The sequence below is a fragment of the Aureibacter tunicatorum genome, assembly GCF_036492635.1.
GTDB classification, from domain to species: Bacteria; Bacteroidota; Bacteroidia; order Cytophagales; family Cyclobacteriaceae; genus Aureibacter; species Aureibacter tunicatorum.
The window spans coordinates 452178-477817 of record NZ_AP025306.1; the positions used below are offsets into that span (position 1 = coordinate 452178).

22 protein-coding genes are annotated in these 25640 nt (G+C 31.9%); 13 read left to right on the plus strand and 9 right to left on the minus strand.

Annotated elements, in window-relative coordinates:
* Position 1 precedes the first annotated feature (1 nt).
* Both AABK36_RS21880 and AABK36_RS21885 read right to left on the minus strand, forming a co-directional pair.
* Entirely contained in the window at positions 2 to 691 is a 690-nt protein-coding gene (locus AABK36_RS21880) for a response regulator transcription factor (RefSeq protein ID WP_309941061.1), read from the minus strand.
* 8 nt (positions 692 to 699) lie between these two features.
* Positions 700 to 1956 carry a sensor histidine kinase gene (locus AABK36_RS21885; protein WP_309941058.1) on the minus strand — a complete coding sequence of 419 codons (1257 nt, stop codon included), beginning with the start codon at positions 1954 to 1956 and terminating at the stop codon, positions 700 to 702.
* 162 nt (positions 1957 to 2118) lie between these two features.
* Here AABK36_RS21885 and AABK36_RS21890 point away from each other — a divergent pair, with 162 nt between their 5' ends.
* Together AABK36_RS21890 and AABK36_RS21895 are read left to right on the plus strand one after the other, a co-directional pair.
* Positions 2119 to 2526 (plus strand): DUF1573 domain-containing protein, encoded by a 408-nt coding sequence (locus tag AABK36_RS21890; protein ID WP_309941055.1) that lies wholly within the window; start codon positions 2119 to 2121, stop codon positions 2524 to 2526.
* Between the two features lie 240 nt (positions 2527 to 2766).
* Entirely contained in the window at positions 2767 to 3741 is a 975-nt protein-coding gene (locus tag AABK36_RS21895) for a fasciclin domain-containing protein (RefSeq protein ID WP_309941052.1), read from the plus strand.
* Positions 3742 to 3796: 55 nt separating this feature from the next.
* Here the strand turns inward: AABK36_RS21895 and AABK36_RS21900 are convergent, their stop codons facing one another.
* Together AABK36_RS21900 and AABK36_RS21905 are read right to left on the minus strand one after the other, a co-directional pair.
* Positions 3797 to 4798, minus strand: coding sequence for a fasciclin domain-containing protein (locus tag AABK36_RS21900; protein WP_309941049.1), 1002 nt, complete (start codon positions 4796 to 4798; stop codon positions 3797 to 3799).
* Between the two features lie 195 nt (positions 4799 to 4993).
* Positions 4994 to 6256: a cystathionine gamma-synthase family protein gene (locus AABK36_RS21905; RefSeq protein ID WP_309941047.1), complete on the minus strand. Its 1263-nt coding sequence runs from the start codon at positions 6254 to 6256 to the stop codon at positions 4994 to 4996.
* A 162-nt stretch (positions 6257 to 6418) separates the two neighbouring features.
* On the opposite strand from AABK36_RS21905, the gene AABK36_RS21910 reads away from it, so the two are divergent.
* From AABK36_RS21910 to AABK36_RS21935, 6 genes are all read left to right on the plus strand, one after another.
* Positions 6419 to 6883 carry an Lrp/AsnC family transcriptional regulator gene (locus AABK36_RS21910; RefSeq protein ID WP_309941045.1) on the plus strand — a complete coding sequence of 155 codons (465 nt, stop codon included), beginning with the start codon at positions 6419 to 6421 and terminating at the stop codon, positions 6881 to 6883.
* 286 nt (positions 6884 to 7169) lie between these two features.
* The gene (locus tag AABK36_RS21915) at positions 7170 to 8252 is read left to right on the plus strand and encodes a hypothetical protein (RefSeq protein ID WP_338390333.1); all 1083 of its coding nucleotides are present in this window, start codon (positions 7170 to 7172) and stop codon (positions 8250 to 8252) included.
* 116 nt (positions 8253 to 8368) lie between these two features.
* On the plus strand, positions 8369 to 9148 hold the full coding sequence (locus tag AABK36_RS21920; protein WP_309941041.1) for an SH3 domain-containing protein: 780 nt from the start codon (positions 8369 to 8371) through the stop codon (positions 9146 to 9148).
* A gap of 126 nt (positions 9149 to 9274) precedes the next feature.
* On the plus strand, positions 9275 to 9733 hold the full coding sequence (locus tag AABK36_RS21925; protein ID WP_309941040.1) for a DUF1569 domain-containing protein: 459 nt from the start codon (positions 9275 to 9277) through the stop codon (positions 9731 to 9733).
* A 58-nt stretch (positions 9734 to 9791) separates the two neighbouring features.
* The gene (locus AABK36_RS21930; protein ID WP_309941038.1) at positions 9792 to 11732 is read left to right on the plus strand and encodes a S9 family peptidase; all 1941 of its coding nucleotides are present in this window, start codon (positions 9792 to 9794) and stop codon (positions 11730 to 11732) included.
* An 89-nt stretch (positions 11733 to 11821) separates the two neighbouring features.
* Positions 11822 to 12541: an EI24 domain-containing protein gene (locus AABK36_RS21935; RefSeq protein WP_309941035.1), complete on the plus strand. Its 720-nt coding sequence runs from the start codon at positions 11822 to 11824 to the stop codon at positions 12539 to 12541.
* A gap of 70 nt (positions 12542 to 12611) precedes the next feature.
* On the opposite strand, the gene AABK36_RS21940 is transcribed toward AABK36_RS21935, so the two are convergent.
* Entirely contained in the window at positions 12612 to 14078 is a 1467-nt protein-coding gene (locus AABK36_RS21940; RefSeq protein ID WP_309941032.1) for a replication initiation protein, read from the minus strand.
* Between the two features lie 1004 nt (positions 14079 to 15082).
* A complete protein-coding gene (locus AABK36_RS21945; RefSeq protein WP_309941029.1) occupies positions 15083 to 15670 on the minus strand; it encodes a hypothetical protein in 588 nt (195 codons plus the stop codon).
* 350 nt (positions 15671 to 16020) lie between these two features.
* Between AABK36_RS21945 and AABK36_RS21950 the strand changes: the two genes are divergently transcribed.
* Positions 16021 to 17766: a DEAD/DEAH box helicase gene (locus AABK36_RS21950; RefSeq protein ID WP_309941028.1), complete on the plus strand. Its 1746-nt coding sequence runs from the start codon at positions 16021 to 16023 to the stop codon at positions 17764 to 17766.
* A gap of 9 nt (positions 17767 to 17775) precedes the next feature.
* Here the strand turns inward: AABK36_RS21950 and AABK36_RS21955 are convergent, their stop codons facing one another.
* Genes AABK36_RS21955 through AABK36_RS21965 form a run of 3 tightly spaced genes read right to left on the minus strand, consistent with a single transcriptional unit; the run spans position 17776 to position 20683 of the window.
* Positions 17776 to 18801: a hypothetical protein gene (locus tag AABK36_RS21955; RefSeq protein ID WP_309941027.1), complete on the minus strand. Its 1026-nt coding sequence runs from the start codon at positions 18799 to 18801 to the stop codon at positions 17776 to 17778.
* Positions 18782 to 19795 carry a hypothetical protein gene (locus tag AABK36_RS21960; RefSeq protein ID WP_309941025.1) on the minus strand — a complete coding sequence of 338 codons (1014 nt, stop codon included), beginning with the start codon at positions 19793 to 19795 and terminating at the stop codon, positions 18782 to 18784. Before AABK36_RS21960 ends, AABK36_RS21955 begins: the two co-directional genes overlap by 20 nt.
* A 42-nt stretch (positions 19796 to 19837) precedes the next feature.
* Positions 19838 to 20683: a hypothetical protein gene (locus tag AABK36_RS21965; RefSeq protein WP_309941021.1), complete on the minus strand. Its 846-nt coding sequence runs from the start codon at positions 20681 to 20683 to the stop codon at positions 19838 to 19840.
* 295 nt (positions 20684 to 20978) lie between these two features.
* Between AABK36_RS21965 and AABK36_RS21970 the strand changes: the two genes are divergently transcribed.
* The 4 genes from AABK36_RS21970 to AABK36_RS21985 all read left to right on the plus strand — a co-directional run bounded on the left by AABK36_RS21970 (position 20979) and on the right by AABK36_RS21985 (position 25503).
* Positions 20979 to 21707: a glucosaminidase domain-containing protein gene (locus AABK36_RS21970; RefSeq protein ID WP_309941019.1), complete on the plus strand. Its 729-nt coding sequence runs from the start codon at positions 20979 to 20981 to the stop codon at positions 21705 to 21707.
* Positions 21708 to 21893: 186 nt separating this feature from the next.
* Positions 21894 to 22673: a polysaccharide biosynthesis/export family protein gene (locus AABK36_RS21975; protein ID WP_309941016.1), complete on the plus strand. Its 780-nt coding sequence runs from the start codon at positions 21894 to 21896 to the stop codon at positions 22671 to 22673.
* Positions 22674 to 22698: 25 nt separating this feature from the next.
* Positions 22699 to 25110: a polysaccharide biosynthesis tyrosine autokinase gene (locus tag AABK36_RS21980; RefSeq protein ID WP_309941014.1), complete on the plus strand. Its 2412-nt coding sequence runs from the start codon at positions 22699 to 22701 to the stop codon at positions 25108 to 25110.
* Positions 25111 to 25503 (plus strand): BT0820 family HAD-type phosphatase, encoded by a 393-nt coding sequence (locus tag AABK36_RS21985; RefSeq protein WP_309941012.1) that lies wholly within the window; start codon positions 25111 to 25113, stop codon positions 25501 to 25503.
* Positions 25504 to 25640 lie beyond the last annotated feature (137 nt).

Sequence of the window (25640 nt, forward strand, 5' to 3'; positions counted from 1 at the left end):
CTTAATTTTCACTGACTATTAATTGAAACCCTATGCCATGATGGTTTTCTATTGAGACAGAGTCGTCATGTTTTAATTTTTTTCTAAGTCTTGAAATAAAAACGTCCAGACTTCTACCCATGAAGTAATCATCATCGCCCCATATTGATACTAATATTTCTTCTCTTTTCAAGACAAGCGATTGATTTTTGGCGAGTAATAAGAGTACATCGGATTCTTTTTGAGTGAGTGAAATCGATTCATTGCTGGTTTCGAGAAGATATTTTTTAGGCAAAAATAAAAGCTTTCCCAGGTTATAGCTTTCGGGGTCTAGCATTTGTGTTTTGTTAGATCTTTGTAAAAATATTTCAATTTTCAAGTTTAATTCTTCAATGCTGAATGGTTTGACTAGATAATCGTCTGCTCCAAGACGAAGTCCTTTTATACGATCTTCCTTTAATGTTTTGGCTGATAAAAAGATAATAGGAATTTGTTGATCAATTTTGCGTATTTCTTGAGCTAATTGAAAACCGTCCATTATGGGAAGCATAACGTCCAGTATGCAAATATCAAATTGGCTTTTTTGAAATGCGTCTATGGCAGATCTGCCATTTTCATGTTGAGAAACTTCATAGCCTAACTGCTCTAGACTATCTGAAGTTAAAAAAGCTAGTGTTTTATCATCTTCCGCGTATAGTATTTTCTTTTTCATATGTTTTGTTAGTCTAGAGTTATTGTGACGCAAGTACCTGTACCTACTTGACTTTCTAAGTTGATTTTAAAATGATGTAAATCGCATATTCTTTTCACGTAAAATAGTCCAAGTCCGAACCCATTGACATAATTTTGGTTTCCTTTTGGAACTCTGTAAAATTTTTTGAATAAGTATTTGAGATTTTTTTGAGGTATGCCAATGCCATTATCTAGCAATGAAAGCTTGTGCGAATTATTATGAAGGAATAGCTTAATCGTAATTATAGGTTTATTGTCGCAGTATTTGATAGAGTTGTCAATCAAATTGAGAAGCACATTGCTAAAGTGATCTCGGTCTATTGCAAATTGGATATTTTCCGGAATATCAATATCAAAGTCAAATGTGATCCTAGCCTCAGGGTATTTCATTGACATGGTTTCAATTACCTCAGAAATTAAGCTTATTACTTGAATCTTTTGCAAATTGAGTTTTAATGCTTCATTTTCTGATTTTGCCAAATTAAGCACTTTTTCAACATGATTGTTAAGTTTCAAAGCTTGTTGAGTAATCATTTCGCTGTATTTGAACGCTCGTGGATTTTCTGCGTTATTGTAGTTTTTTTGGAGAAATCTTGAAGCGATTAAAATGGATGATAAAGGCGTTTTGAATTCATGTGTCATGTTGTTGATAAAATCCCTTTGCAATTCAGCATATTTTTTTTGTTGTAACATGATGAAAATAAAATAAACGCAAATCAACAAGATGACAAAGAGCAAGCCTGAAAAGGTCAACCAAGTCTGCATTGAGCTAAATAGAAATGCAGGTTTGTCAGGAAAACGAACGGCGAAGTAGTAAACTAGATTTTCAAATTTGGGGAAATACTCGCTTCGCTGAGCAGTTTCGTTTTGAAGTATTCTTTTGCCATAAAGCATCTTATCTGAATTGCAATCATAAATAGCGTATTCAAAATTTGTATTGATATTATTTAAGGCAAACTCGCTTTTGAGAAAATGGTCCAACAGTTTCGGATCAAAGTCTTGGTTGATATCTATAATGAAATACTCTTTATTTATTTGCTTGATGGGATTTGTCAACGGCAAGTCTATGTTTTTTGAATCATATATTTTTTTTACTACTTCCAATAATGCGATATGAACATTTTGGTTGAACTTCTCCTCTTCGTGTGTCAAGGCTTGATTAAGCCAATGAAACTGCATGCTTGTAATGCTTAGGATTCCAATAAGCGCCACAGCTATTAAAAAGTACATTTTATTTCTTTTCATAAATCAATTTTAATGAAAAATATGGCTTGCCGCAGAACATTAACAAGTCATTAACAAATGTTGGGATTCTGTTAACAGCCTTTGTAGAAGTAGCGATATACCTTTGATTATCCTTAAATGAAAAGGACTAAATAAATTTTAAAACCATTAAAACTTAAAATTATGAAAGTTTTTAAAATTATGTTCGTTTTTGTTGCATTGCTTGCGTCATCTTCCGCATTCTCAACACAATCTGATTTGGATGAGTCAAAGGTTAGCACATCCGCGACTACGGCTGTATGGAATGAAAATGTAAAAAACCTAGGTGAGCTAGCTCAAGGTAAACCAGTAACTGTTGTCTTTGAGGTGAAAAACTCTGGAGATAACCCTTTAGTAATCTCGAAAGTGAAGACTTCATGCGGTTGCACGACTTCAAGTTATACTAAATCTGCTATTCCTGCAGGAGAATCTGGCGAATTAGAAGTGACCTATAATGCCAAGAATTTGGGAGCTTTCACAAAATCGGTTACCGTTTTTAGCAATGGCTCTGAGGGAGCTCAAAAATTACTTATCAAAGGAGTAGTAATATAATTATCAATTCTAAGAACCAGTCTTTTTAGACTGGTTTCCTTGTGAAAGCATAGTATAATTTTCACAGTTTTAGGCTTAAGTCTTAGCTTGCTTATTAGAGATTATATAATTATTAAATTGTAATTTATCTTTAATTTCATTTCTCATTGCAATTAATGATAATATAGTATGTGATTTTGGGAACAAAGCTTCTTTCAGCGAGATAATAAGGAAGATGAAATTTAACCAAAATCAAAACTCATGAAGAAATTCGCTTTAAGAAATTTGTTTTTTATCATGATCGCTTCAGTTTTAATGTTGTCATGTAGCAATGACGATGATTCAGCTCCTAGCGATGATGCAATTAGCTCGGTAATGGAAAAGCAATATGGAAATTCAACCTTTGCGAAGCTTTTTAAGAAATCGAAATTTTATTCGGAATTCAAAGATGTCAAAAAGCAAAATTATGACATCTTTATCCCATCGGATCAAGCCTTTGTAGATGCATTTGGCCAAGATGCATTGGACAATATAAGTCAAGATGACATTAATGAAGTAATCGGTATACATATTGTCAAAATTGATGAATCTGATAAAAATTTCAGCAAAAAATATTACCCAACAGAAGGAGTTTATGATTCAGGTAAACCAGTTAATATGCACTTGATTAATAAAAATGGAGTGGTATATGCTGATGGAGTACAAGCTACACCAGATTTGTTTTCTGACTATGGCACTATGTATAAGGTTGATAAGATTCTTAACCCTAGTAATGTGTTGGCTGTAATGGCAATTGATCCTGACTATTCTGAGTTTGACGCAATGATGAATAAGGTTTTGGCTAAAGACAATGATCTTAAAAGTTTATTAAATAGTAAGAATAAACCATTCACTGTATTTTTAGCAACAAATTCAGCTGTTAATCAATATCTAAAGTCGATCAATAAAACAAGTGTTGATCAACTGTCTGAAGCTGAACTAAAAGATATAATTGGTAGGCATGTGGCCGTAAGCACAGTCGTTGGGGATTCTCAAAAGGTGATGTATTTTACAAATTACAAAGGAGAGAGAAGCAAATTGGTTTATGAAGATGGAGGATATGTATTGTATCATGATCCAAATACTGTAAATCAAGAGAATGAAACAGTTAACAGTTCGTTTACACCTGGAGATGCATTGAAATTAGGAGTAGGTCTCGAGGTTAAATTTGTAAGTAAAATATTTAGTTTGTTTTAATTATTTAGAAAAATGTTTAGAAGCTGCTTAACATTAAGCAGCTTCTAAATATTCTTTAGAATGCATCAAACAAATCAGATAATCCTGAAGTGAAAAGTTTTGTTAATATTGACGTGCCGCCTTTTAATCCTAGTTTTTCTAGTTCGCTAAGATTCACTTCCGATTGTGAGTTTTCTTTGCTGGAGTTATTATCTTCAAGTTGATAATAAACTCTCGCTTGGCCATTTTTTATTTCTACTTTGCTTTTTTCTCCATTGAAATTAGTAAATATGATAGCTTTATCTGGATTGGCTTCCACTCTTATTTTCGCTACATGTCTTCCGATGATTTTCTCTGCTTTTTCAAGAGGAATATCTTCTACATTTGTGTAATTGTTGTCTTTAAGATAAGTATTCACTCCATCATTGTCCACAGGGAATATTGTAAAGTCATTTTCCTTGTTATAGATTAAACTTTTAAGTCTTGATTCATTATCAGCGACTTTTTTCAATAATGAATAAAATTTGGAATAATCTTCATCTGCTGCAAGTATTCTAACAATATCCCGAGGGTCAGGAAAACCATCAATTTGATAAATCGCGCAGTATTTTTCATTTTTTTTCTCAACGGCTTTTACACCATTGATATAAAGATTCCCATAGTTATAAGATATATGGGCTTTGATCGACTGGCCATCGTTATTTGTAGCTTCTGTGTCATACAGTTTTTTGGTGAATTTGCTTTGGTTATAGTCTACCTTGACTATATGAAGACCTATTAGTCTGTCTAATTCTTTTTGGCCTAAGGAATTAAGTTCTTCGGTTGAAAATTCGCTTTCTAGGGCTGCATTAGTTGGAATGAAAAGATCTACTTTGTAATCAATCTCTTTATTTAGTTCATCATAAAACTTCGATTTTTTGTAAAGTTTAGCAAACTCTGAGTTTCCATAATTTGAAAGTACTTGTTGACTTACAGTATTTGGGGCACTGGAAGAATCGTCATTGCTGCAAGATGAGAAGAAAGCTAAAAGCATTGATAGTATAGCAGTATAGCTTAGAGTTTTAAACAGATGTTTCATTTTATATGATTTATATTTTAAATGATAATCTAATTCTAAGCTTATTTTGTTTGTTTTGAATTAATATATAATTATTCGTTTTTGAAATATATAAACAGAAAAACAGCTTGTCTTAAATCTGACAAGCTGACCTTGATGAATAAATAAAAATTAAAACAAGGATTTATGAAAATGAAAAATAGATCAGAGATTATTTTAAATTTCCTGTGTAATGTAACCTGTGTTGATCTTTTCCAGACTCGCTGAAATTTCATAGATTAAATCTTCATGATTTTCAACGCCGACTGATAATCTTATTAGATTGCTTTTTATCCCAATTTTTGATTTCAAATCTTCATCCATCCCAATATGTGTCATTGTGGCAGGATGTTGGGCTAGACTTTCTGTTCCGCCTAAGCTCACAGCTAATTTGATTAACTTAAGATTGTTTAAAAATTCGAAAGCTTCTTTTTCACCACCTTTGATTTCAAAAGAAATCATTGCCCCTGATGATCTGTATTGTTTTTTATATATTGAATAGTTTTTGCTCTCTGGGCTAAGATTACCTAAATAATGGACCTTTTCAACAGTTTCTTGTTCGTTCAAGAAGTCAGCTATTTTTCTGGCATTTGTTGCTTGTTGTTCCATTCTGATTTTTAGAGTTTCCAAGCTTCTCAATAGCAACCAACTTGTGTGTGGGCTAGCCATATTCCCAAAAAATGTGCGTATGCCTTTGACTCTGCTTATCAATTCATGATTGCCGAGTACTGCTCCGGCTATCAAATCGCTGTGTCCACCAAGATATTTGGTCGCAGAATAAATAACCAAATCAGCTCCAAATTGTATCGGACTTGACCAAAGAGGTCCCATATAGGTATTGTCTACAGCTAAATAAACATTTTTTTGCTCTTGAGTATAGTGATCGGCTATTTCCCTGCACATTTCAATGTCAATTAATTGATTAGTTGGGTTGGCAGGAGTTTCCAGATAAACTAAAGATAGATTCTTGGCTTTGCCTGACTTGTCTATCATCTCTATTATTTCACCCTTGCTTTGATCTGGAGTGAAACCAATAGAATCTACGCCGATTGAAGAAAGAAAATGTGTGATAAAGTGATCTGTTCCTCCATATGTAGGCATACTATACAATAGTAAATCGCCCGGCTTCAAAAACTCAAGCATAACAGAACTAATGGCTGACATGCCACTCTCAAATACGGCGCATTCCTCAGCTTTGTCCCAAAGAGTAAGTCTATCTTCTAAAATTTCAAGATTAGGGTTATTTAATCTGCTATAAATTAGACCTAGTTCTTCATTGTTCTCTTTTTCTCTTAATCCATAAGCTACTTCAAAAAAAGCTTTGCCATCTTCCGCTGATTTGAAAACAAATGTAGATGTCTGAAATAATGGGGCTTTAACCGAGCCTTCTGATAACTCAGGTTTATATCCATATGACATCATTAAACTTTCTGGGTGCATAGTTGTGTTTGTTCGTTTTTAAATTCAGGGGCAAAATTAGTTTTATTGATATATTTTTCTGAATAATTAGAATAATTAAGTAATTTTTCCTGTAATTTGATTTTTGAAAGGAAAATGATGTGTTGAAAGACATGGATGATGTCTGAAAAAGGAAAAAGTCCTATGAGCAAGTTAGATGAAATAGACAGAAAGATTCTTCATTTATTACAAGAGAACTCAAAAGTCAGCGTGAAAGAAATAGCAGACAAATTGAACTTGACTAAATCGCCGATATATGAGAGAATGAAAAGGTATGAGCAAGATGGTATTATTGATAAGTATGTAGCAGTGCTTAATACCAATAAAATTGACAATGTAATGATTGTTTTTTGTTCCGTGTGCTTGGAGAGTCAAAGGATAGAGGAAATAAATAAGTTTAAAGAAGCTATCGGTGCGATACCAGAAGTTGCGGAAGGATACCTGATGGGCGGAAGCAATGATTTTTTGTTAAAGGTTATTGTCAAAGATCTTAATGCTTATCATGATTTCTCATCTGGTAAATTAGCAGCCCTGCCAAATGTTTCTCAAATAAAAAGCACATTTGTTTTAAATGAAATTAAGAGAACAAGTGTTATTCCTGTTTTTTGAATATATGGAAACTATTGTTGTCTATATAATTAAATAATTAAGAAAAATTTCATTTTTATATCTTTTCAAACTTAGACTACTTATAGTCTGTATTTTTTAAATTTATTTTTCAAAGTATAATCATATGGTTAGTAAATGATATTATAGGGTGTTTTGCAGTTATAATGTCCTTAAAAAATATTTAACTTATTTATTAGTTTTTTATTAAAATTATCGATTATATAGTATCAAATTTGATTTTTTTGATTTCATTTGTTTTTAATTAATAACTAAATCAAAAATTCTCATGTCAAATTTTTTTTCCATTTTATTAATATTATTGCAATTATCTATTCCAGCATTCTCATTTGATTCAAGGCCTATATTGGTTTTGACATCAAAAGTAAATATGGAAACTGAAGTTTCAGAAAAAGATGAACAAGAGTTGAATTCACAACTGAGCAAGTTTCTAATACAATTAAATACTAAAGTGGATTCTTGCGCATACTTTCTTATAGGAGAGAGTAGAGATGAATATGCAAAGCAGTTTGGTTATGATAATATCGAATGGTTGTCATTTAACAGATACAAGTGTAAAGAATTTTTGCCTGAAATAGCTATAACAGCCTACCTCTATTTAACATATAATTCATTTAAAGAAAATGAAATAACCATAGAATTTAAAAATTTAAACAGTTTTCAATCTTTTAAAAAAATAGCTCAAGTGAATTTCAATAGAAGTGATTTGGGGCTGGATAAAATCTTTTCAGAACTTTACCTTTTTGTAAATCAAAATTTTTGTGAAAACGAAGTGGTTTTGAATTTAAACAAAACATACCAACACTTGGCTTTTGAAGAATATTATTCAGCACATGAACAACTGGATAATGATTTTACAAACTATTTGAAAACTAAATATTTTTTTAAAGACTCAGTTTCAAGATATTCTTTTTCAAAAAATATGAAGCCTCTTGAAACGATTTTATCATTATATGATAACCATGATTTTAATAGAAATAATGATACTGTATCAAATCAAAAATTTGCAAATGATCTAGCCTATATAACTTACATGTATTCTCTTGTCTCAATTAATACTGGTCATTTGCAAGCGGCAAATGAGTCTAATAATGTTTTAAAAAAAATTTGCAATAGAGGGAAGGTATATGAAGGTCATTATTATTCATTGAATTTGATTCTAAATTGTTTGACAAGTGAAATTGGTACTGATTCTATTGAGGAGATATTTAATGAATTCGTTTCAAAAAAAGATTTATTTGATGAGCGTTTTTTTTATACGTATAGAATTGTTGTTATGAATTCAAAGGAAGGAAGTCTGTATGAAAAACAATTGCAAGATTTAGTCATGCTTTTTGAAAAATATAACTAAAATCACCTATTTAACATAATGTCTAATTTGCATAAATATTTATTATACTTTTTATAATATGATAAATTATAATTAAATATATTTACTATCTAAATAATGAAACAAAACAATATATTATGTTTAAAAAATTTACTTTTATTCTTGCTGCATCTGTGGTAATATTTAATTCTTGCACAGACAATAAAAGCTCTAAAGAATCTACAACAGATACTTCAAATATAAAAGAAGCATCTACAGAGACTGCTAAAGTAGAAGAAGTAAAAGCGGAAGAGTTTCCTACAATATGTGTTTGGGATAAAACGTCTTTATTAGCAACTCCAGACAGCAAAGGCAAATGGCTTTCTTCTATTAGTCTTGGCGAGTCACTCATTTATCTAGGGGAAAAAGAAAATGATAAAAACTCTAAAAGAGTTTATTGTAAAGTAAGACTTTCGGACGGCAAAGAAGGTTGGGCTAATGAATACTGTTTAGTCGTAAATGGCTCAGCTGCAGCGATCCTTAAACAAAGTCCGATACATAAACGACCTGATGCATTGACACTTACTGATAAAAAATTCGAAATAGGCGAGATGCTTGCAATCGAAGAAAGCAAAGGTGATTGGATTAAAGTTGTTGGAAAAGAAAGAAAGAAAAGTGGTTGGCTAAATACTTCGGCAGTAACAACGAAAGTAGAGGATGTTACTACAGCTATACTTATGCTTAAGAAAATTGGCAATATCAATGAAGACTTAGACATTGCGAAAGCAAAAGAATTTATCCAAAATGCTCCATATTCTGATTCATATTTTATTAAGCTTTTAGAAGAAAGAGTTAATGAACAAGAACAAGCTTTTGCTGATGAAACTTTAGTTGAAGAAGAAAATACAGCAGTAGATGAAATTGAAAATGTTCTTTAGTTTAGTTACAATGTCATTCTTTACACATAAAAGGAGCTAATAATTAGCTCCTTTTTTATTTAATAAAATAAAGATATTTTGTGTTTTTTAATATATTGCAGGTTCAAAATATATTTCAAATTCATCATGAATATTAATAACATTTTCAAAAACTCCGATATTGAAGCTTTTAAAAGCAGGCTTGAAAATATCAATCATGACTCGCAACCTAAATGGGGAAAAATGAATGCAAGCGAAATGCTTGCCCATCTCAATGTAATGTTTGAAATGACCTATGAAGACATTCATCCTAAACCTAATGCACTGACGAAGTTTCTCTTGAAATTATTGGTCAAACCATTGGTTACTGGCACTAAGCCATATGGTAAAAGTAAAAGAACGGCCTCACAATTTATTATTTCTGGCCAAAGAGAATTTGATGTTGAAAAGGATAGGCTAGTGAATTATATAGATCACACTTACACTCTTGGACCTGAATATTTTGAAAATAAAGAATCTCATTCTTTTGGAAAATTAAGCTCGCAAGAATGGAACAATATGTTTAGCAAACATATTGATCACCATTTCACTCAATTCGGAGTTTAGCGTTTTAAATTATAACATTTCTTCATAATTATTTTAATATCTTTTTAATTCTACTATAATGAAACATTTGAAAACAAGGTGTATTTTTTTGTCAGTACTTCTACTGGTTAATATACTTAGCTCTTGTCAAAACAAAGAACAAAAATTAGCTTCTCTGGAACCAGTACCTAAAATTGAACTTGAGAATTTTTTTAGAAACGTCGAAAAACGCTCTTTTAAAATTTCACCTGATGGTGAATATTTTGCCTATTTAGCTCCTTGGAAAAATAGGATGAATCTATTTGTGAAAAAAATAGATCAAGATTCCGCTTTTAGATTAACCTCAGTTACAGATAGAGATATCGCAGGTCTAGGATGGGTAAACAGCCAAAGATTAATTTATTTAAGAGATAATGGTGGCGATGAAAATTATTATGCGATGGCTGTCGACAAAGATGGCAAAAATGCTATTGCGTTAACAAAGTTTGACAATGTGGTCACTCAGTTTATCGATGAGTTAGAGAATCAAGATGACTATATACTCATTGGTTTGAATAAACGAAACCCTCAAATTTTTGATCCTTATAGACTTAATGTGAATACTGGAGAACTTGAGATGCTTGCTGAAAATCCGGGCAATATCACAGGCTGGAAAACTGACCATCAAGGCAAGCTAAGAATCGCAACGACAACAGATGGGGTTAACACTTCCATTCTTTATAGAGCGACAGAATCAGAACCATTTCAAGAACTATTGACCACTACATTTAAAGATAGTTTTAAGCCATTGATTTTTACTTTTGATAATAAGAACTTATATGTTAGCTCAAATATTGGCAGAGATAAAAATGCCATCAAACTATTTAATATAGAATCCAAAACAGAGCAAGAAAGTATATTCGAGCATAATGATGTAGATGTTTACAATTTGTCTTATTCAAAAAAGCGTAAAAAATTAACTGCTGTCCATTTTGAAACGGATAAAGATCACCTTCACTTCTTAGATGCAGAAAGTGAGACAGTTTACAATAAATTAAAAGCGCAACTTCCTAGTGATGAACAAGCTATTATTTCATCTGAAAATAAAGAAGAAGATAAACTAATCGTTAGAACTTATAGCGATAAATCTAGAGGTAGCTATTATTTCTATGATGTTAAAGCTGACAAACTTCAAAAGCTAGAAGATCTTTCACCTTGGTTGGATAAAAATCAAATGGCGGAAATGAAGCCAATCGAATACACAACAAGAGATGGTCTTAAAATCAATGGATACTTGACTTTGCCAGTAGGAGTCAAAGCTGAAAATTTGCCAGTGATTATCAACCCACATGGAGGTCCTTGGGCTAGAGATAGCTGGGGCTTTAATCCTGAAGTTCAATTTTTTGCGAATAGAGGTTATGCAGTATTGCAGATGAATTTTAGAGGTTCTACTGGTTACGGAAAATCCTTTTGGACAAAGTCATTTAAACAATGGGGAAAAACTATGCAGGATGATATTACTGACGGCACAAATTGGCTTGTAGAACAAGGAATAGCTGATAAGAATAGAATAGCAATTTATGGAGGTAGTTATGGTGGCTATGCGACTCTTCAAGGACTAGTAAGAGAGCCTGATCTTTATGCTTGTGGAGTAGATTATGTTGGAGTATCAAATCTATTTACTTTTATGGGAACAATCCCTCCATATTGGAAGCCTTATTTAGAAATGCTTTATGAAATGGTTGGCGATTTGAAAGCAGATTCTGTTCAATTGAAAAATACTTCCCCAGCTCTAAATGCTGAAAAAATCAAATCGCCTTTATTTATAGCTCAAGGAGCAAACGATCCTAGAGTAAATAAAAGTGAAAGTGACCAGATGGTAAAAGCGATGAAAGCACGTGGTGTGGAAGTCGAATATCTTGTCAAAGATAATGAAGGACATGGCTTTAGAAATGAGGAGAATAAGTTTGAATTTTATCGTTCGATGGAAGCATTTCTTGATAAACATTTGAAAAAAGAAAACTTAACTAAAGTGCAATAGAATATAGTATTATTATTTTAATTGACGCCATTGATTGTCTTTCAATGGCGTTTTTTTATTTTAGTTACTTTACAACAATATAAAACCTAATGAAAGATCTATTCAAAGGAGCTTGGGATAATACGAAAGCTTTAAAAATAATACACAAACTTCGACTTTATCATTACTTTTTAGTCCCACTAGTTATGTCTATTCTAATTGGGAGTATTATGGTTGCTTTAGTGTTTAATTATTCTTCAGACTTTGGCCGCTTATTAGTTGAAAAATGGACTTGGGAGTTTGGAAAAAGTACTTTAAACAAAGTATCAACTTTCATAGGTGGGGCAATTTTGTTTTTGTTTAGTCTTATCATTTTTAAGCATTTATTGATGGCTATTTCCTCTCCGTTCATGGGGCTGATCATTGATAGGGTAGAAACGCATTTAGGCAATAAAGTAGAATCTCGGAATGTGAATTTTATACAATCATTAATGAGAAGTATTTTATTAAATACGAGAAATCTAATTTTTGAATTGGTATTAGTCATCCCATTTGTAATTCTAAGTTTCGTTCCGATTGTAGGCGTAGTTTTCGGATTTTTAGTTTTTTTAGTGCAAGCGTACTATGCCGGATTTGGAAATTTTGATTTCACCCTTGAAAAATATTTTAACTATAACCAAAGTTTAATATTTGTAAAAAAGAATAGATTACTTACCATTGGCAATGGAGCTGTTTTTATGATTATACTAATGATCCCATTTATAGGAATGGCTTTAGCTTTGCCTATTAGCACCGTTGCAGCTGTAATTAGCGTTCATAGAAAACTTTAAAATTTAATAAATGAATATAGGAGGAAACTTATGACATAGTTTTATTTAACATAATATTTTTTATTATATATTACCATTCAAAATCATATTCAATTTTAGCATAATGTTTAACATTTAGCATCAACTTATCATCATCACTTCCATGATTTTCAATTAACCAAGTTGCAAAAAAATTCTTTGCATAAGGAGAAGGAGAGGAATCTATATATTCTTGAGCATATCTCTTTTCCATAGTATTTTCACTCTCTTCATAAGTAAAAATAAATTCTTCCAAATCTTCATCAGAAGCATTTTCATAATACCTTCTCAAAAGATTCTTTCGGAACTGATCATAGGCGATATTTATTTGATCTTTCTTATCTTGATACTCAAATCTTGAAGTTTGAATAGCATCACTAGCTTGTGATCTCTGCATATTTGCAACTTCAAATTGATCATCAAAATATCCTTCTCTCAACGCCTTTATCAAATAGCCAGAAGGATTTGATATATCATCTCTTTCAGAAATTAATTCATAAACAAAGTCAACCTTTTCCTTCGTATATTTTTGCGTTAGTTTATCATAAACATTTTGAACAATCGCAGCTGGCTTTTTCGTTACTTTATCTTTGGATTCAGCAACATTGGTTCGTACGTATGCAGTATCTAAAGAAAGAGGTGCTTGCTTTAAAGTATCCTCATTGCTTGTCGTCTGGATTGACTTTCGTTCTTTTGATTTCAACAATCTCATTCGCTCATATTTTTCTTCCATCGAATGAGGCTTCAAACGAGTCTTCAAATAAATATGAGTAACTTTTCTACCATCCTTCACCGGTTCATACTCCACAAAAATATCAGAGGTCTCATTTATTTCTTTAATGCATGGCTTCAATACATTTTCGTTAAACCTACCATACTTTTGATACAACTTCGATTTTTTCAGATACAACATATCCAGTAAAAACTGATACTCTATTTTTCTACTGCCAATTTTTAAATACTGCTTGCAAAGTTCATAGATTCTAATACTATGCACCTTTCTAAAATTCTCGACACTCAATACAAAATATGACGTATATGTGCTCTTCAAATTCAATAAAAATGGCTTGATATCTTCATTGAATTTAATCGTAATAAAATTTTCTCTTTCTTCCTTTTTAACTTGAGAGATGAAACCATAACTGACCCAGCTCTGATCATTTTTAATAATATCGATGGAAGAATTGGTCAACTTCATTATTTCCTCTCGAACCTGTTGATATTGAGCCCCGGAAATTTTCTTTCCATCAGGCAATGCCAATATATCAGCAATTTTCACTTTCAACGGTTTTAATTGTTCATCAGTAGGTTTAATCTGCGCAATCGCTAAAATTATAGCTCTTTGTTGCGTCAAAGAAAACTTCTGTCTTGATTCAACAATCTTGTTGGACTTGACTACTCTACGCGCACCTATATATTCAACATCGTCTCCTTTTACAATTTTAAATGATTCGAAACTATCTTCTTTCATCATTAATGACTTAATATCTTGCTGTTCTTTATTGCTTTTAGTCGCCACTTTTCACACTCACAAAAATTGTTCTTTAATATTTTACTGTTTTAAATTTAATAAAATACTGTTGCTATCAAAAGCATAAGTGAAAATTCTTTAATATTTTACTGGTTAATCAAGAAAATGAAAGAAAAACTCGAAAGAACAGTTGATTATTAAAGAAATTGGATATTCATTAAAGTACTTAATAAATGACTGGATTATACTTTATATTCAACTGTTCTAAAGCACCTTTCATTAATAACCTGCTGTTGAATGCTTAATATACTACTGTCTTTTCAACTATTTTTTAATAATTTACTGTCTTAAGTGCTTATAATCCGTTGAAATTATTAATAGTTTACTGTTTATAAATGATAGAGGCAAGTATATTTCTATTAAAAAAATTAATATTCTACTGTTTCTAGATGAGTATGTAAAAAATTTATGACCAGAATAAGCTTATTTTTAATATTAAGCTGTTCTTTTTTTAATAATTAACTGGTGAAAAGTCTTTTGTTTAAAAGCTTTAATAACATACTGAATCTTCATTAATATTATACTGGACTATTTTTAATATCATTAAGTTCTATAATCAATATTTTACTGTATAGATTTTAATAATATACTGTCTCGTATTTAATAATGAACTGTATATTCAAAATTTTTATAGCAAGTAAGTAACTAATAATCAGATATTTACATTATCAATTTTGTCTCTGAAAACAATAAAACATTAAAACATATAAAATAATAAAATAACAAAACACATACTTTTTGATGTTGCTTTTTTTAAATAACACTTATTTTAAAGTAAACAGGCTATTTAAGAACAGTTAAATATTAATTAAAAAAATTATCGAAGGAACAGAACGATATTAAAAAAGGGCTTTGTCTAGTCAAAGCCCTTTAAAGATCAATTGCCATAAGACGACATCTCGATCAATTTTTTAAACCATCTTAGCTTCTTTGAAATAAAAAAACAGTTTAAAAATTATAATAAAATTAATAAGCGTGAACAAGATTGATTATTATATTCCTATTCCCAATGAAAGTTTAAAATAATTACGAATAATATCATACTTTACTCCTGCGGATAATAATAAAATTTTTGCATTCACCCCTAAATCTAATCCATAATTGGTTACGTCTTTATTTTTCAAATTATAATTGGGTGGCAATAAACCATTATTCTCAGGAAAATTTTTAATTGTATAATTGTAGATATTAATTCCGGCGATTGGAATAATATGAACAAGAGGAAGTTTGAATTTTTTTGCAAGTCCGATATTTATTTGATTCATAAATACTCTAGCATCAGGTATAGAGGAAAGACCTGTGCTCGTTACAAATGTATTGCTTTTTTTTTCTCCATATGCATAGCCGATGTTAACTCCCCAACCTTTGATAATATAAACAGAAGCTTCAGCTCCCCATGTATTTATATCAGCGTAAGAAATTGTAACATCATTTGAAGATAATACAGACAAATCTCGATAATCATCGTATAAGCTTGAAGAGCCATTAATGAGTCCCCAAGTTCCTTGAACTGTAAATGTTTGTGATTTAGCGGATAATGACAAAGCAATAGCTAAACAAAGTGCAAGTAATTTTTTCATAAAAATTTAGTTTTTGTTAATACTGCACAGCGATCAATTTTTAAGCCAAAGGAAGGAAACTCGTTCTCATGGAAAAGATCTGAAAATATAATATTGACTTCAGATAAATTATTGAAAATGATATTAAATTTTGGTAATAATATTAAAAAATAATATTTGCTTTATAAATTTATATAAATACTTATATATTAATATGAATTCACTATTTATACACTTCAATTATATGAATAGATAAATTTTGATATTAAAAAAGTTTGACTTCACTGACACTTTTTTTTTATATTTTTCTTAAAATTGCCTTTTGATGGGTTAATATCTTATCTTTGTAGATCTAAATTAATTAAATTCTTATGACTTCATTTTCTGAAACTGGTCTTAAAGAAGAGATATTATCCGCTCTTGAGACTTTGGGTTTTGAAAAGCCTACCCCGATTCAAGAAAAAACTATTCCTCATTTGTTGAATTCGAAACAGGATATTATCGCTTCTGCCCAAACAGGTACAGGTAAAACTGCTGCTTTTGGGTTGCCAGTTATTCATAATATAGATGTTGACAATCGCAAACCCCAAGCTTTGATACTATGCCCGACCAGAGAGCTTTGTTTGCAAATTGCTAACGATTTAACACAATTTTCAAAATTCATCAAAGGATTGGAAATTGTCGCTGTGTATGGTGGTGCTAGTATTGAACCTCAAATTAAAGCTTTAGGAAAAGTTGCTCAAGTAGTGGTAGCTACTCCAGGTAGAGCAAAAGATCTAATTTCTAGAAGAAAGCTTAATTTGAGTAATGTTGAAAGGGTTGTTCTTGATGAAGCTGACGAAATGTTGTCAATGGGATTTAAGGATGATTTAGATGCTATCCTGAGTAGCGTGCCTGAGGAAAGACAAACGCTTTTATTTTCAGCCACGATGTCTGGTGAGGTAAAGCGTATCAGTAATGAGTACATGAATGAGCCTATCGAGCTATCGGCTGCAAGGATAAATTTAGGCTCTGAAAATGTAAGCCACGTATTCTATCAAGTTCATGCCAAAGACAGGTATGAGGTTTTGAAAAGAATTGCAGATATAAATCCTAATATTTATGGAATTGTTTTCTGTCGTACCAGAAAAGAGACTAAAGATATTGCGAGTCAGTTAATGCAAGATGGATACAATGCTGATGCTTTGCATGGAGATCTTTCTCAAGCTCAACGTGACGAAGTAATGGGTAAATTCAGGTCCCGACAGTTGCAAATGCTAGTGGCAACTGACGTAGCAGCTAGAGGCTTGGATGTTAACGAATTGACTCACGTTATTAATTTTAATTTGCCTGATGACCCTGAAGTATACACGCACAGAAGTGGTAGAACAGGAAGAGCAGGTAATAAGGGGATCTCTGTCGCTATTATTCACTCTCGTGAGATGAGAAGAATCAAAGACATTGAGAGAAATTCCAGCATTAAATTCAAAAAAGAGCTTGTGCCTAATGGCAAAGATATTTGCACAAGGCAACTTTACGCTTTGATTGACAAGATCGAAAAAGTAGAGGTGAATGAACAGCAAATTGAACCATTCTTGCCGGAAATTTATCAAAAGTTGGAATGGCTTAGCAGAGAAGATTTGATTAAGCATTTTGTTTCAGCTGAGTTTAACAGATTTTTGGCTTATTATAAAAATGCCAAGGATATCAATCTTCCGGATAAAAAAGAAAGGAAAGAGAGATCGGAAAGTAGAGATAGAGGAAATTCAAAAATGAGCAGGCTGTATATCAATTTAGGTGCTCATAGCCAGTTGACTCCTTTGAGACTAATCGGAATTGTTAATGAAGCTCTTGATTCAAGCAGTGCTGAAATTGGAAAGATTGAAATTATGAATCGCTTTTCATTCTTTGAAATTGATACAGCCACTGTTGATAAACTGATTGCTAATATCAAAGATTTCGACTTTAGAGGCCAAGAAATTTCTATCGAAAGAGCTCAACAAAAAGATAATAATAACTCTTCATCAAAATATCGCGGAAGAGGAGAGGGAAGAAAAAGAGATTCCCGAAGAAGCTCTGGTGATTTTAAGAAAGGTGGAAATAACTCTAAATTTAGGGGAAAAAGAAATAGAAGATAATTTCTATTTTTAAGGGCAGTTGAACGTTGCTGTTGCATAATTTAGCATCTGTCCTTTTGCATCATAATATTTGGAGCTTACCATATTTCCAAATTGGTCATATTGATATGTCGTATATTGCAGTACAGTTCCTTGGGCGGAAAGGTAAGTTTGATTAATCTTTTCACCTGCGGAGTTGTACTCATATTCGATTTTTCCTTTGTACTCATCGTATTTCCCTCTATAAGAATTATATAGAGAGTCAACATAGTTTCGATATTCTTGATAATGATTGTTGACATAGCCTTCTACTTGGCCCTTGGAATCATATAATGTTGTAGCTATAGGTTGGCCATATTCATCATATTCGTATTGCAACCAGTTTTGAAGCCGCCCTCTTTGGTTGTAAATGAAAGTTTGAACTCTATTGTTTTGCTCGTCATAAAAGTGCTGCATATAGCCTTTGAGTTCACTTCCTTTCCCATATAGGTATTCTCTGCCTACATTAATCTGATTCTCAATATGTCTTTGCACTTGAGATACAATGAGACCAGCAGGGTCTAAGCTAGTATAGCTTAAATACTGGGCATATCTGCTCCAAGGGTCCCCCGGAATCATATGGGAGAAAGCTCCGGCGAATTCACCATAGCTTCCTGAATATCCATAAGATAATAGCTGATAGCCTTGCACTACTCCTTCGTTGTCAAATACTGCTTGCTTTAGTTTTCTTCCATGTTCATCGTATTCGTTTTGTATCCAAGATTTCATTTGACCTCTAGGATCATATTTCATGACATTTGTTTGCAAGCAATCATTTCCAGCGCTTTTGTAGCTTTCGATCTCAGATTGTCCGGTGGGCTGAGTGGTTTCAGCTACTTTTGACATAAATTTAGTCTGAAGAGGAGAGTCTTGGAAAAATAGATAGCTCATAAAAAGCTCTACTTCGAATGTTTCTTCGCTGTCATAAATATTTGCGCTTGTAGGAACTATAAAAGCGATCGTTAGAAAAAATATGAAAAGGTAATTAACGAGCTTTTTACGGCTTAGAAGTTTCATTTTCTTTAAGGTGTAGGTGATAAGAAATCATTTTTATGTAGATTTTTTTATAGTTAATTTTATTTCTATTTTCTACATATAAGTTGACATCTTTATTGATAATCTCATAGGGATTAATCGCTCCAAAATGTTTTTGATCTTGGCTTAATGGAACTTGAACGCCATTATAGAGAAGGTGAAATTTGATATCGGGATCCTGTGAGCTACTAACTTCAATTTTATCAATTCCAAATGCTTTTGACGGTATGGATGTATCATATGTACCTGGTTCATTTGTCGTGAGTTTGCTAGTCATTGTTGTATCGGTTGTGATCGCATAAGATATTCCGAGCAGATTTGGTAAATCAGGGTATGAGATAGGAATAACATAACTGCTATTTTGAGAAATATTCAGTTTGGGAGATACATTGAGCTCTTTTGAAAAAATCACTGTGGCTATTGTGTCGAACTTTACCGTATCAAGCATTACGACAGGCTTTGGCTTTGGCATCTGAGTAATTTCCACGGCAAATGTTTTTGGCAATAGAGATTTATTCTTGAATATCAAGCTATAATTCCCCGTCTGATTGATGTAGAATGTTTTTTCAAGCATAGGAAGGTTATTTCCTTGAAATAATGGTCCAGCACCTTGTTGAGTGAATGAGAACTGTCCAATACCTCCTTTGCCTAGGAGTTCGTTAGTATTAACTAGTGAGTCAGCTCCTTTTAATTTAGTCGCAGGGTCAGGTAATTTTGCGGCTTGAGTTTTTTCAAAACTGCTGATTTTGTCGTTATTGAGATAGCCGCCAGTATTGGGAAGTGAGGATTTAACTTTGGTAAATGATATTTTTACTGAATCGCCTTCTTTGAATGGGTATGTAAGGATTTTTTTCTTGAAAGTGGGGACTTTAACTTTCACGTTATATTTGTGGGGTTTAATCTCTTCGTTTTGAGCAAAGGAAATTTTAGCAATGCATATGAGTAATGCGAATACGATAATTGTCTGAAATTTCATATTATTACCTTTTGTAATAATACTTTTTTTCAAGCTTAATGTTTAAGCGATTATTCTTTGATAATTTTTCAAATCAAATTTGTTGATGATTTGGTCTTTGATTCTTTGAGTGAGCTCCCCTAAGTCGCATCGTTCTTCTCTGCGATTTGAAATAAATGTCAATTGAAGTTGCTTTTGATGGTACTTGGAATAGTTTTTTGGGTTGAATGACTCATCCAGACTGTTGAATTGCCAGTCGAAAATTTGTTCGGACTGTTCCATAACCGATTCTATAAATGCTGGAAGCTCCGAATTGTTAAGAGTAATGAACCCGTTGTGTACTTGGAAGTCGTCTTCAGCGATATCTTTTATCTTGTGAGCGAAGACTTCCATGATTTTATTAATTGTTTTGGATGTTGTATAAGGAAAATAGTATTTCATCCAAAATATAATCTCACCACTTAAGTCGCTGATTCTTAAACATAACTTATTTTGCTCTTTTTTTTGCAAATTTTGTTTTACTTTGGAAATTAGGTATTGGACTTTCAGAGGAATTTGGCCTGATACCAAGTTGTAGATTGAAAGTTCATAAAGTATCAAGATATTTTCAATATTTGAAGGAAGTCCTTTTTGCTTTAGTTGATTCGGTATATATTCACCAATGTACCAAGCTAGTATTTCAACAGCATTATTCATCGTTTGAAGCTCGCATAGTGCATATTGATTTTGATGATGATGATTGTAAAGTTTTATCACTCTTTTTTTGGATGTCATAAAAATATAGACTCCTGCTTCGAAATTTGATGAAATGGTAAGCTTTTCTAGCTCGTAAAGTATAATGCTGTTTAATAGGTTGGGCTCTATGTTGTATAGCATTTCTTTAGAGGAGATGAGTTTATTTATATTCATATGAATAATGGTAGTTATGCTATAGGTAATGGAAAAACCTTGCCATAGTTTACGTTTATGCTTTGACTCGCTTATATCTGTTAAAAAATTATAAATCATTGATAATTAGGTCTATTAGCAAACACTTTCTTGCTTTTTTTGCGTATTATGATTTCAGAGTGATGTTGATAGCAATTTGTGATTGTTAAAGTGATATATCTATTTAAATATTATATTTATCTAATATTGAACTCAGGAATTTTTTTATAAGAAAAAATTCATTTTACTTTGCGACGTTTTACCAAACTACATATAAATGAAAGTAATTCAGTTGTTTATCTTTCTCAACTACTTTGCTATGGGAGAAGAAGCACATAGCCCAAAGCGAAAGCTAGAGGATCATCATATGGATTTCATAAGGATGATCAAGCCGTTGGTTGATGAGGAGAATCAAAAATTACAAGACTTGCGTAGCCTTATACTGAATGTTGAGGAGACCTTTCTGATGAATGGAAAGTTCGGAGTCAATGATATTGATTTGATTCAAAAGATTTCCAAAGAGTATGATGTGAAAATAAACAAACCACTTGAAGAATACTCTTATCCTGAAGGGATTGCCTTATTGGATCGATTAAAAATACATGTCGATATTATACCTGAGAAGCTGGTTCTTGCTCAAGCAATTATTGAAACAGGCTGGGGAACTTCCAAATTTGCTAAATTGGCTAATAACTATTTTGGCATACATTGTTATAAGCCTGATTGTGGCATGAAGCCCGCGCATGCGCCAGATGCTAAATTTTCTGTTAAAAAGTATTCTAGTCCACAAGAAGCTGTGGAAGATTACATGTATTTGCTTAATACTGGAAGAGCGTACAAAAAGCTAAGAAAAATTCGTGAACAGAATAGATTAGCTGGAATAGATCCAGAGGCAGTTAGTATGGCTCAGGGCTTGGTTTTGTATTCTGAGAGGGGCGAAGTATATATTCGTTTGATTGAGAAAGTAATTAACAGATATATACCTGATAATCTAGCTTTACTTTAAGCTAAAATCAAAAAAAATCTTTATTTTTGTTGCGGAAAAAGGCTTTTAGCTTCATTGCTTAAGCCTTTTTCTTTTATATTTATTAAACAAGAGAAGAAAAAATAGATACAAATAGTTAATTATTTTTATTTTTTTTTAAGTTTGTCGAATGAATTGAAATAGCAGTTTGCTTAAATGGTAGAGAAGATGAAGAAAAGTTTTTTGTTATTGTTTTTTAGTCTAGTAATCTTAAATTTTTTTTCCTGTAGGCCTCATAAAGAGTTGGTTTATTTTCAGGATTTGCATAAAGCTGGACTAGTTGCCGTAAATGATAGTGTTCCGTTGCATATTTTAAAAACCAATGACAATCTTTATGTGGATGTGAAAAGTTTAAATCCTGAAATTTCCCAAATGTTCAGTAATACAGGTGGTGCGGGAGGAAATATGGAGATTAATAAATACAATTCTCCGACAAATCAATATGTATTCGGGTATATAATAAATACAGAGGGAGATATCGAGCTTCCGATATTAGGAAAAGTTCATATGGCTGGACTTAACCTTGAACAAGCAAGAGATTCTATTCAATCGAGGGCAGATGAGTATTTGAATGATGCGACAGTTACCGTAAAATTGTTGAACAATAGATTTACAGTAATGGGGGAAGTAAAGAAGCCAGGAGCTTATTTTAATAATAGCAATGAACTTAATGTATTGGAGGCTTTGGCAATCGCTGGGGATGTGACAGTATATGGGGAGTTGAAAAAGGTTTTGGTGATTAGGCCTACTGATAATGGCAATGAAACGTATAGGCTGGACTTGACGAGTAAGGAAGCATTTCTTTCAGATGCTTACTATATTCAGTCTAATGATATAATTTATGTAGAGGCAGCGAAATTAAAAGGTTGGAATACAGGTTTGTCGAATTACAGTTTGGTTTTGACTGGTTTGACAGCATTGATCAGTATACTTACATTTTTAAAATAAGACACATATTTAACTACACATATAGATGAATTCGGCCAAGCGAGAAGAGTTTTTTGAATTAGAAGAGGGCATTAATTTTAAAGAGCTGTTTTTTAAATTATTAAGCAAATGGTATTTGTTTGTTTTATTTATTCCCATGGGAGCGTTTTTCGCTTTTATTGGAACTAAGTTTATGGCGCCCAAGCATAAAGTTTCATCAACTATTCTAGTGGAAGAGAATGGAGGATCAAATATGCAGTTGTTTGAAGGTTTGGATTTCATGCAGAAAAATGTAAATCTTCAAAATAAAATTGCCGTATTGGAGTCATATACTTTAAATAGGGAGGCAATTGAGGCATTGCCATTTGATATTTTTTATTATAAAAAGGGGGTGTTCAGGTATGCTGAACAATTTTCGAAACTTCCTTTTAAAATAGTTTATGACAAGTCGAAATTCAACCTTCCTGAAGTTGAGTTAGATATATCTTTCAATAATTATCAAGAGTTTAAATTGAAAATTGATGCTGATTTAAAGGCAATTGATTATGACTTTTTGGAACAAGATTTAGTTCTAGATTTGCAAAAGACAATTAATTTCGGAGACGAATATGTTACGGATTTTTTTGCATTTAAAGTTATTCCAAATGTTGATTACCGTATAGACTTTGAAGCTGAAGGACTTCAGGAGTATCGATTTGTTTTTAAAGATCCTAACCTGCTGACTCTTGATTATATGAATAGCTTAAACACAAGCTTAATAAATAAAGATGCTTCAGTGATTCAGTTGAATGTGGAAGGAGAAGTACCGGCCAAGGAGGTCGCTTATTTAAATAAACTTGCGGATGCGTATATAGATTTTTGGTTGAAAGAAAAAAATAAGGCATCTGAAAATACTGTTAAGTTTATAGATGCACAATTGGCGACTGTAGCTGATTCTTTAAAGTTAACGGGAACGCATTATCAAAATTTTAGATCAAATCATCGAGTGATTGATTTGAGTTCTGAAGGCAAAGTGTTGATTGAAAAAGTAGAGGATTTGCATTCTCAAAAAGCGCTTATAGATATTAAAATTGATTATTTTAAATATTTAAACGAATATGCTCAAGAGAAGACAACTTTCAAAGATATTATCATTCCTAGTGTTATTGGAATTGAAGATCCTTTGTTGAATAACTTAGTACTCAAACTCAATGAGCTTTATAATAAAAAAGCGGTTACTTCTTATTCCGCTAAGGAAAAAAACCCAAGTTTAGTTTTAGTGGATTTGGAAATACAGAATGTTACAAATTCGTTGATTGAGAATCTTAAAAACTTATTAAACTCATCTTATTTCGAGAAAGAAACCATTGATAGTCAATTAAGTAAAATCAATCAAAATATAGCCCAGTTACCCGAGACTGAACAAAAGTTAATCAACATTCAGAGAAAATTTGAAGTAAATAGCGAATTATATACTTTGTTGTTGCAAAAGAGATCTGAAGCTGAAATTACAAAAGCCTCTAATGTTCCTGATAGTAAAATTATTGATATAGCAAGAGTTGAGACATCTGAGAAAACAGGCCCCAAGCTATTGCTTAACTTATTGATAGGTTTAATATTAGGATTTTTAATACCTTTTATCTACGTTCTTCTTGAAGATTATTTTAACAATAAAATAGAATCAGCCAAAGATATTACAGATAAAACTGATTTGCCATTATTAGGTATGATTATCAAACATGACTCTGATGATGAATTTAGTGTGGTTGATAATCCTAGAGCGCCGATAGCTGAAGCATTTAGAAGTCTTAGAACTAAATTAGACTTTATGATGAAAGGCAATGACGAGCAAGTTATTTCTTTGAACTCAGTAATTAGTGGAGAAGGAAAGACATTTAATTCAATTAATTTGGCATCAATATTTGCGATGTCATCGAAGAAAGTGCTTTTAGTTGGGGCTGACTTGAGAAAACCAAGGCTTCATAAGGCCTTGCCTATTAAAAATGTCATAGGGCTGAGCACATATTTAGCAGGTTCAACTAGCTTTGATGAGGTTATTCAAAACTCTGGAGTTAATGATAATATGAAAATAGTGGCCTCAGGGCCAGTGCCCCCGAATCCTTCGGAATTGATAAATAATCAGCGTTTTCAAGAGTTTTTGAAGATTGCGAAATCGAATTTTGATTATGTAGTTTTTGATAATGCTCCATTAGGTTTGGTTACCGATGCGGCTTTAGTAAACAAATATGTGAATCGAAAATTATTTGTTGTTAGAGAAGGGTATAGCTTGAAGGATTCTATTGAATTTATTGATGATTTAGGGAAAAGTGAAGATAATATTGGCTTGATTATAACAGATGTAAAAGTTAAGAAGGGGGGAAGTTATGGTAAGTATCAGTATTATGCTTATTCTGAGAGTTATGGCGATGAGTCTGATGGAGGTTTTAAGATGAAAATTAAAAATTTAATTAAACGATAGATGGTTATAGCAGTCGATTTTGATGGTACTATTGTAGAGCATAAATACCCTAAAATAGGCAAAGAAATACCTTTTGCTATAGATACCTTAAAGGCTCTTCAAGCTGAGGGACATACATTGATTTTGTGGTCATATCGTGCTGGTGAAGAACTTGAAGAAGCGGTTAAATTTTGCGAAGTAAGAGGATTGGAATTTTTTGCTTGTAATAGAAATTATCCGGATGAAAAGTATGTTGAGGGGAAAGTCAGTAGAAAGATTTTAGCGGATTTATACATAGATGATAGAAGTTTTGGTGGCTTGCCTGACTGGGGTGAAATGTATGAGAGTATTTTGAAAAAAAAGCATTTGGGTGCTAAGAAAAAGAAGAAAAAGTTTTTTGGTTTTATAGGTTAAGTCATTATTTAACATAATACATATTATATTTATAAACATAGTGAATCTTTTACTTAACTTGCTTGTTATTTAATTTACTTGTTTATAATTTTGGCTCAATCTATTTTATCTTATATTTTTTTAATATTTGTTATTTA

Bases quoted from the DNA above. Each gene is read 5' to 3' on its own strand.
- AABK36_RS21880 (WP_309941061.1), bottom strand. From the start codon at position 691: ATGAAAAAGAAAATACTATACGCGGAAGATGATAAAACACTAGCTTTT.
- AABK36_RS21885 (WP_309941058.1), bottom strand. From the start codon at position 1,956: ATGAAAAGAAATAAAATGTACTTTTTAATAGCTGTGGCGCTTATTGGA.
- AABK36_RS21890 (WP_309941055.1), top strand. From the start codon at position 2,119: ATGAAAGTTTTTAAAATTATGTTCGTTTTTGTTGCATTGCTTGCGTCA.
- AABK36_RS21895 (WP_309941052.1), top strand. From the start codon at position 2,767: ATGAAGAAATTCGCTTTAAGAAATTTGTTTTTTATCATGATCGCTTCA.
- AABK36_RS21900 (WP_309941049.1), bottom strand. From the start codon at position 4,798: ATGAAACATCTGTTTAAAACTCTAAGCTATACTGCTATACTATCAATG.
- AABK36_RS21905 (WP_309941047.1), bottom strand. From the start codon at position 6,256: ATGCACCCAGAAAGTTTAATGATGTCATATGGATATAAACCTGAGTTA.
- AABK36_RS21910 (WP_309941045.1), top strand. From the start codon at position 6,419: ATGAGCAAGTTAGATGAAATAGACAGAAAGATTCTTCATTTATTACAA.
- AABK36_RS21915 (WP_338390333.1), top strand. From the start codon at position 7,170: ATGTCAAATTTTTTTTCCATTTTATTAATATTATTGCAATTATCTATT.
- AABK36_RS21920 (WP_309941041.1), top strand. From the start codon at position 8,369: ATGTTTAAAAAATTTACTTTTATTCTTGCTGCATCTGTGGTAATATTT.
- AABK36_RS21925 (WP_309941040.1), top strand. From the start codon at position 9,275: ATGAATATTAATAACATTTTCAAAAACTCCGATATTGAAGCTTTTAAA.
- AABK36_RS21930 (WP_309941038.1), top strand. From the start codon at position 9,792: ATGAAACATTTGAAAACAAGGTGTATTTTTTTGTCAGTACTTCTACTG.
- AABK36_RS21935 (WP_309941035.1), top strand. From the start codon at position 11,822: ATGAAAGATCTATTCAAAGGAGCTTGGGATAATACGAAAGCTTTAAAA.
- AABK36_RS21945 (WP_309941029.1), bottom strand. From the start codon at position 15,670: ATGAAAAAATTACTTGCACTTTGTTTAGCTATTGCTTTGTCATTATCC.
- AABK36_RS21950 (WP_309941028.1), top strand. From the start codon at position 16,021: ATGACTTCATTTTCTGAAACTGGTCTTAAAGAAGAGATATTATCCGCT.
- AABK36_RS21955 (WP_309941027.1), bottom strand. From the start codon at position 18,801: ATGAAACTTCTAAGCCGTAAAAAGCTCGTTAATTACCTTTTCATATTT.
- AABK36_RS21960 (WP_309941025.1), bottom strand. From the start codon at position 19,795: ATGAAATTTCAGACAATTATCGTATTCGCATTACTCATATGCATTGCT.
- AABK36_RS21965 (WP_309941021.1), bottom strand. From the start codon at position 20,683: ATGAATATAAATAAACTCATCTCCTCTAAAGAAATGCTATACAACATA.
- AABK36_RS21970 (WP_309941019.1), top strand. From the start codon at position 20,979: ATGAAAGTAATTCAGTTGTTTATCTTTCTCAACTACTTTGCTATGGGA.
- AABK36_RS21975 (WP_309941016.1), top strand. From the start codon at position 21,894: ATGAAGAAAAGTTTTTTGTTATTGTTTTTTAGTCTAGTAATCTTAAAT.
- AABK36_RS21980 (WP_309941014.1), top strand. From the start codon at position 22,699: ATGAATTCGGCCAAGCGAGAAGAGTTTTTTGAATTAGAAGAGGGCATT.
- AABK36_RS21985 (WP_309941012.1), top strand. From the start codon at position 25,111: ATGGTTATAGCAGTCGATTTTGATGGTACTATTGTAGAGCATAAATAC.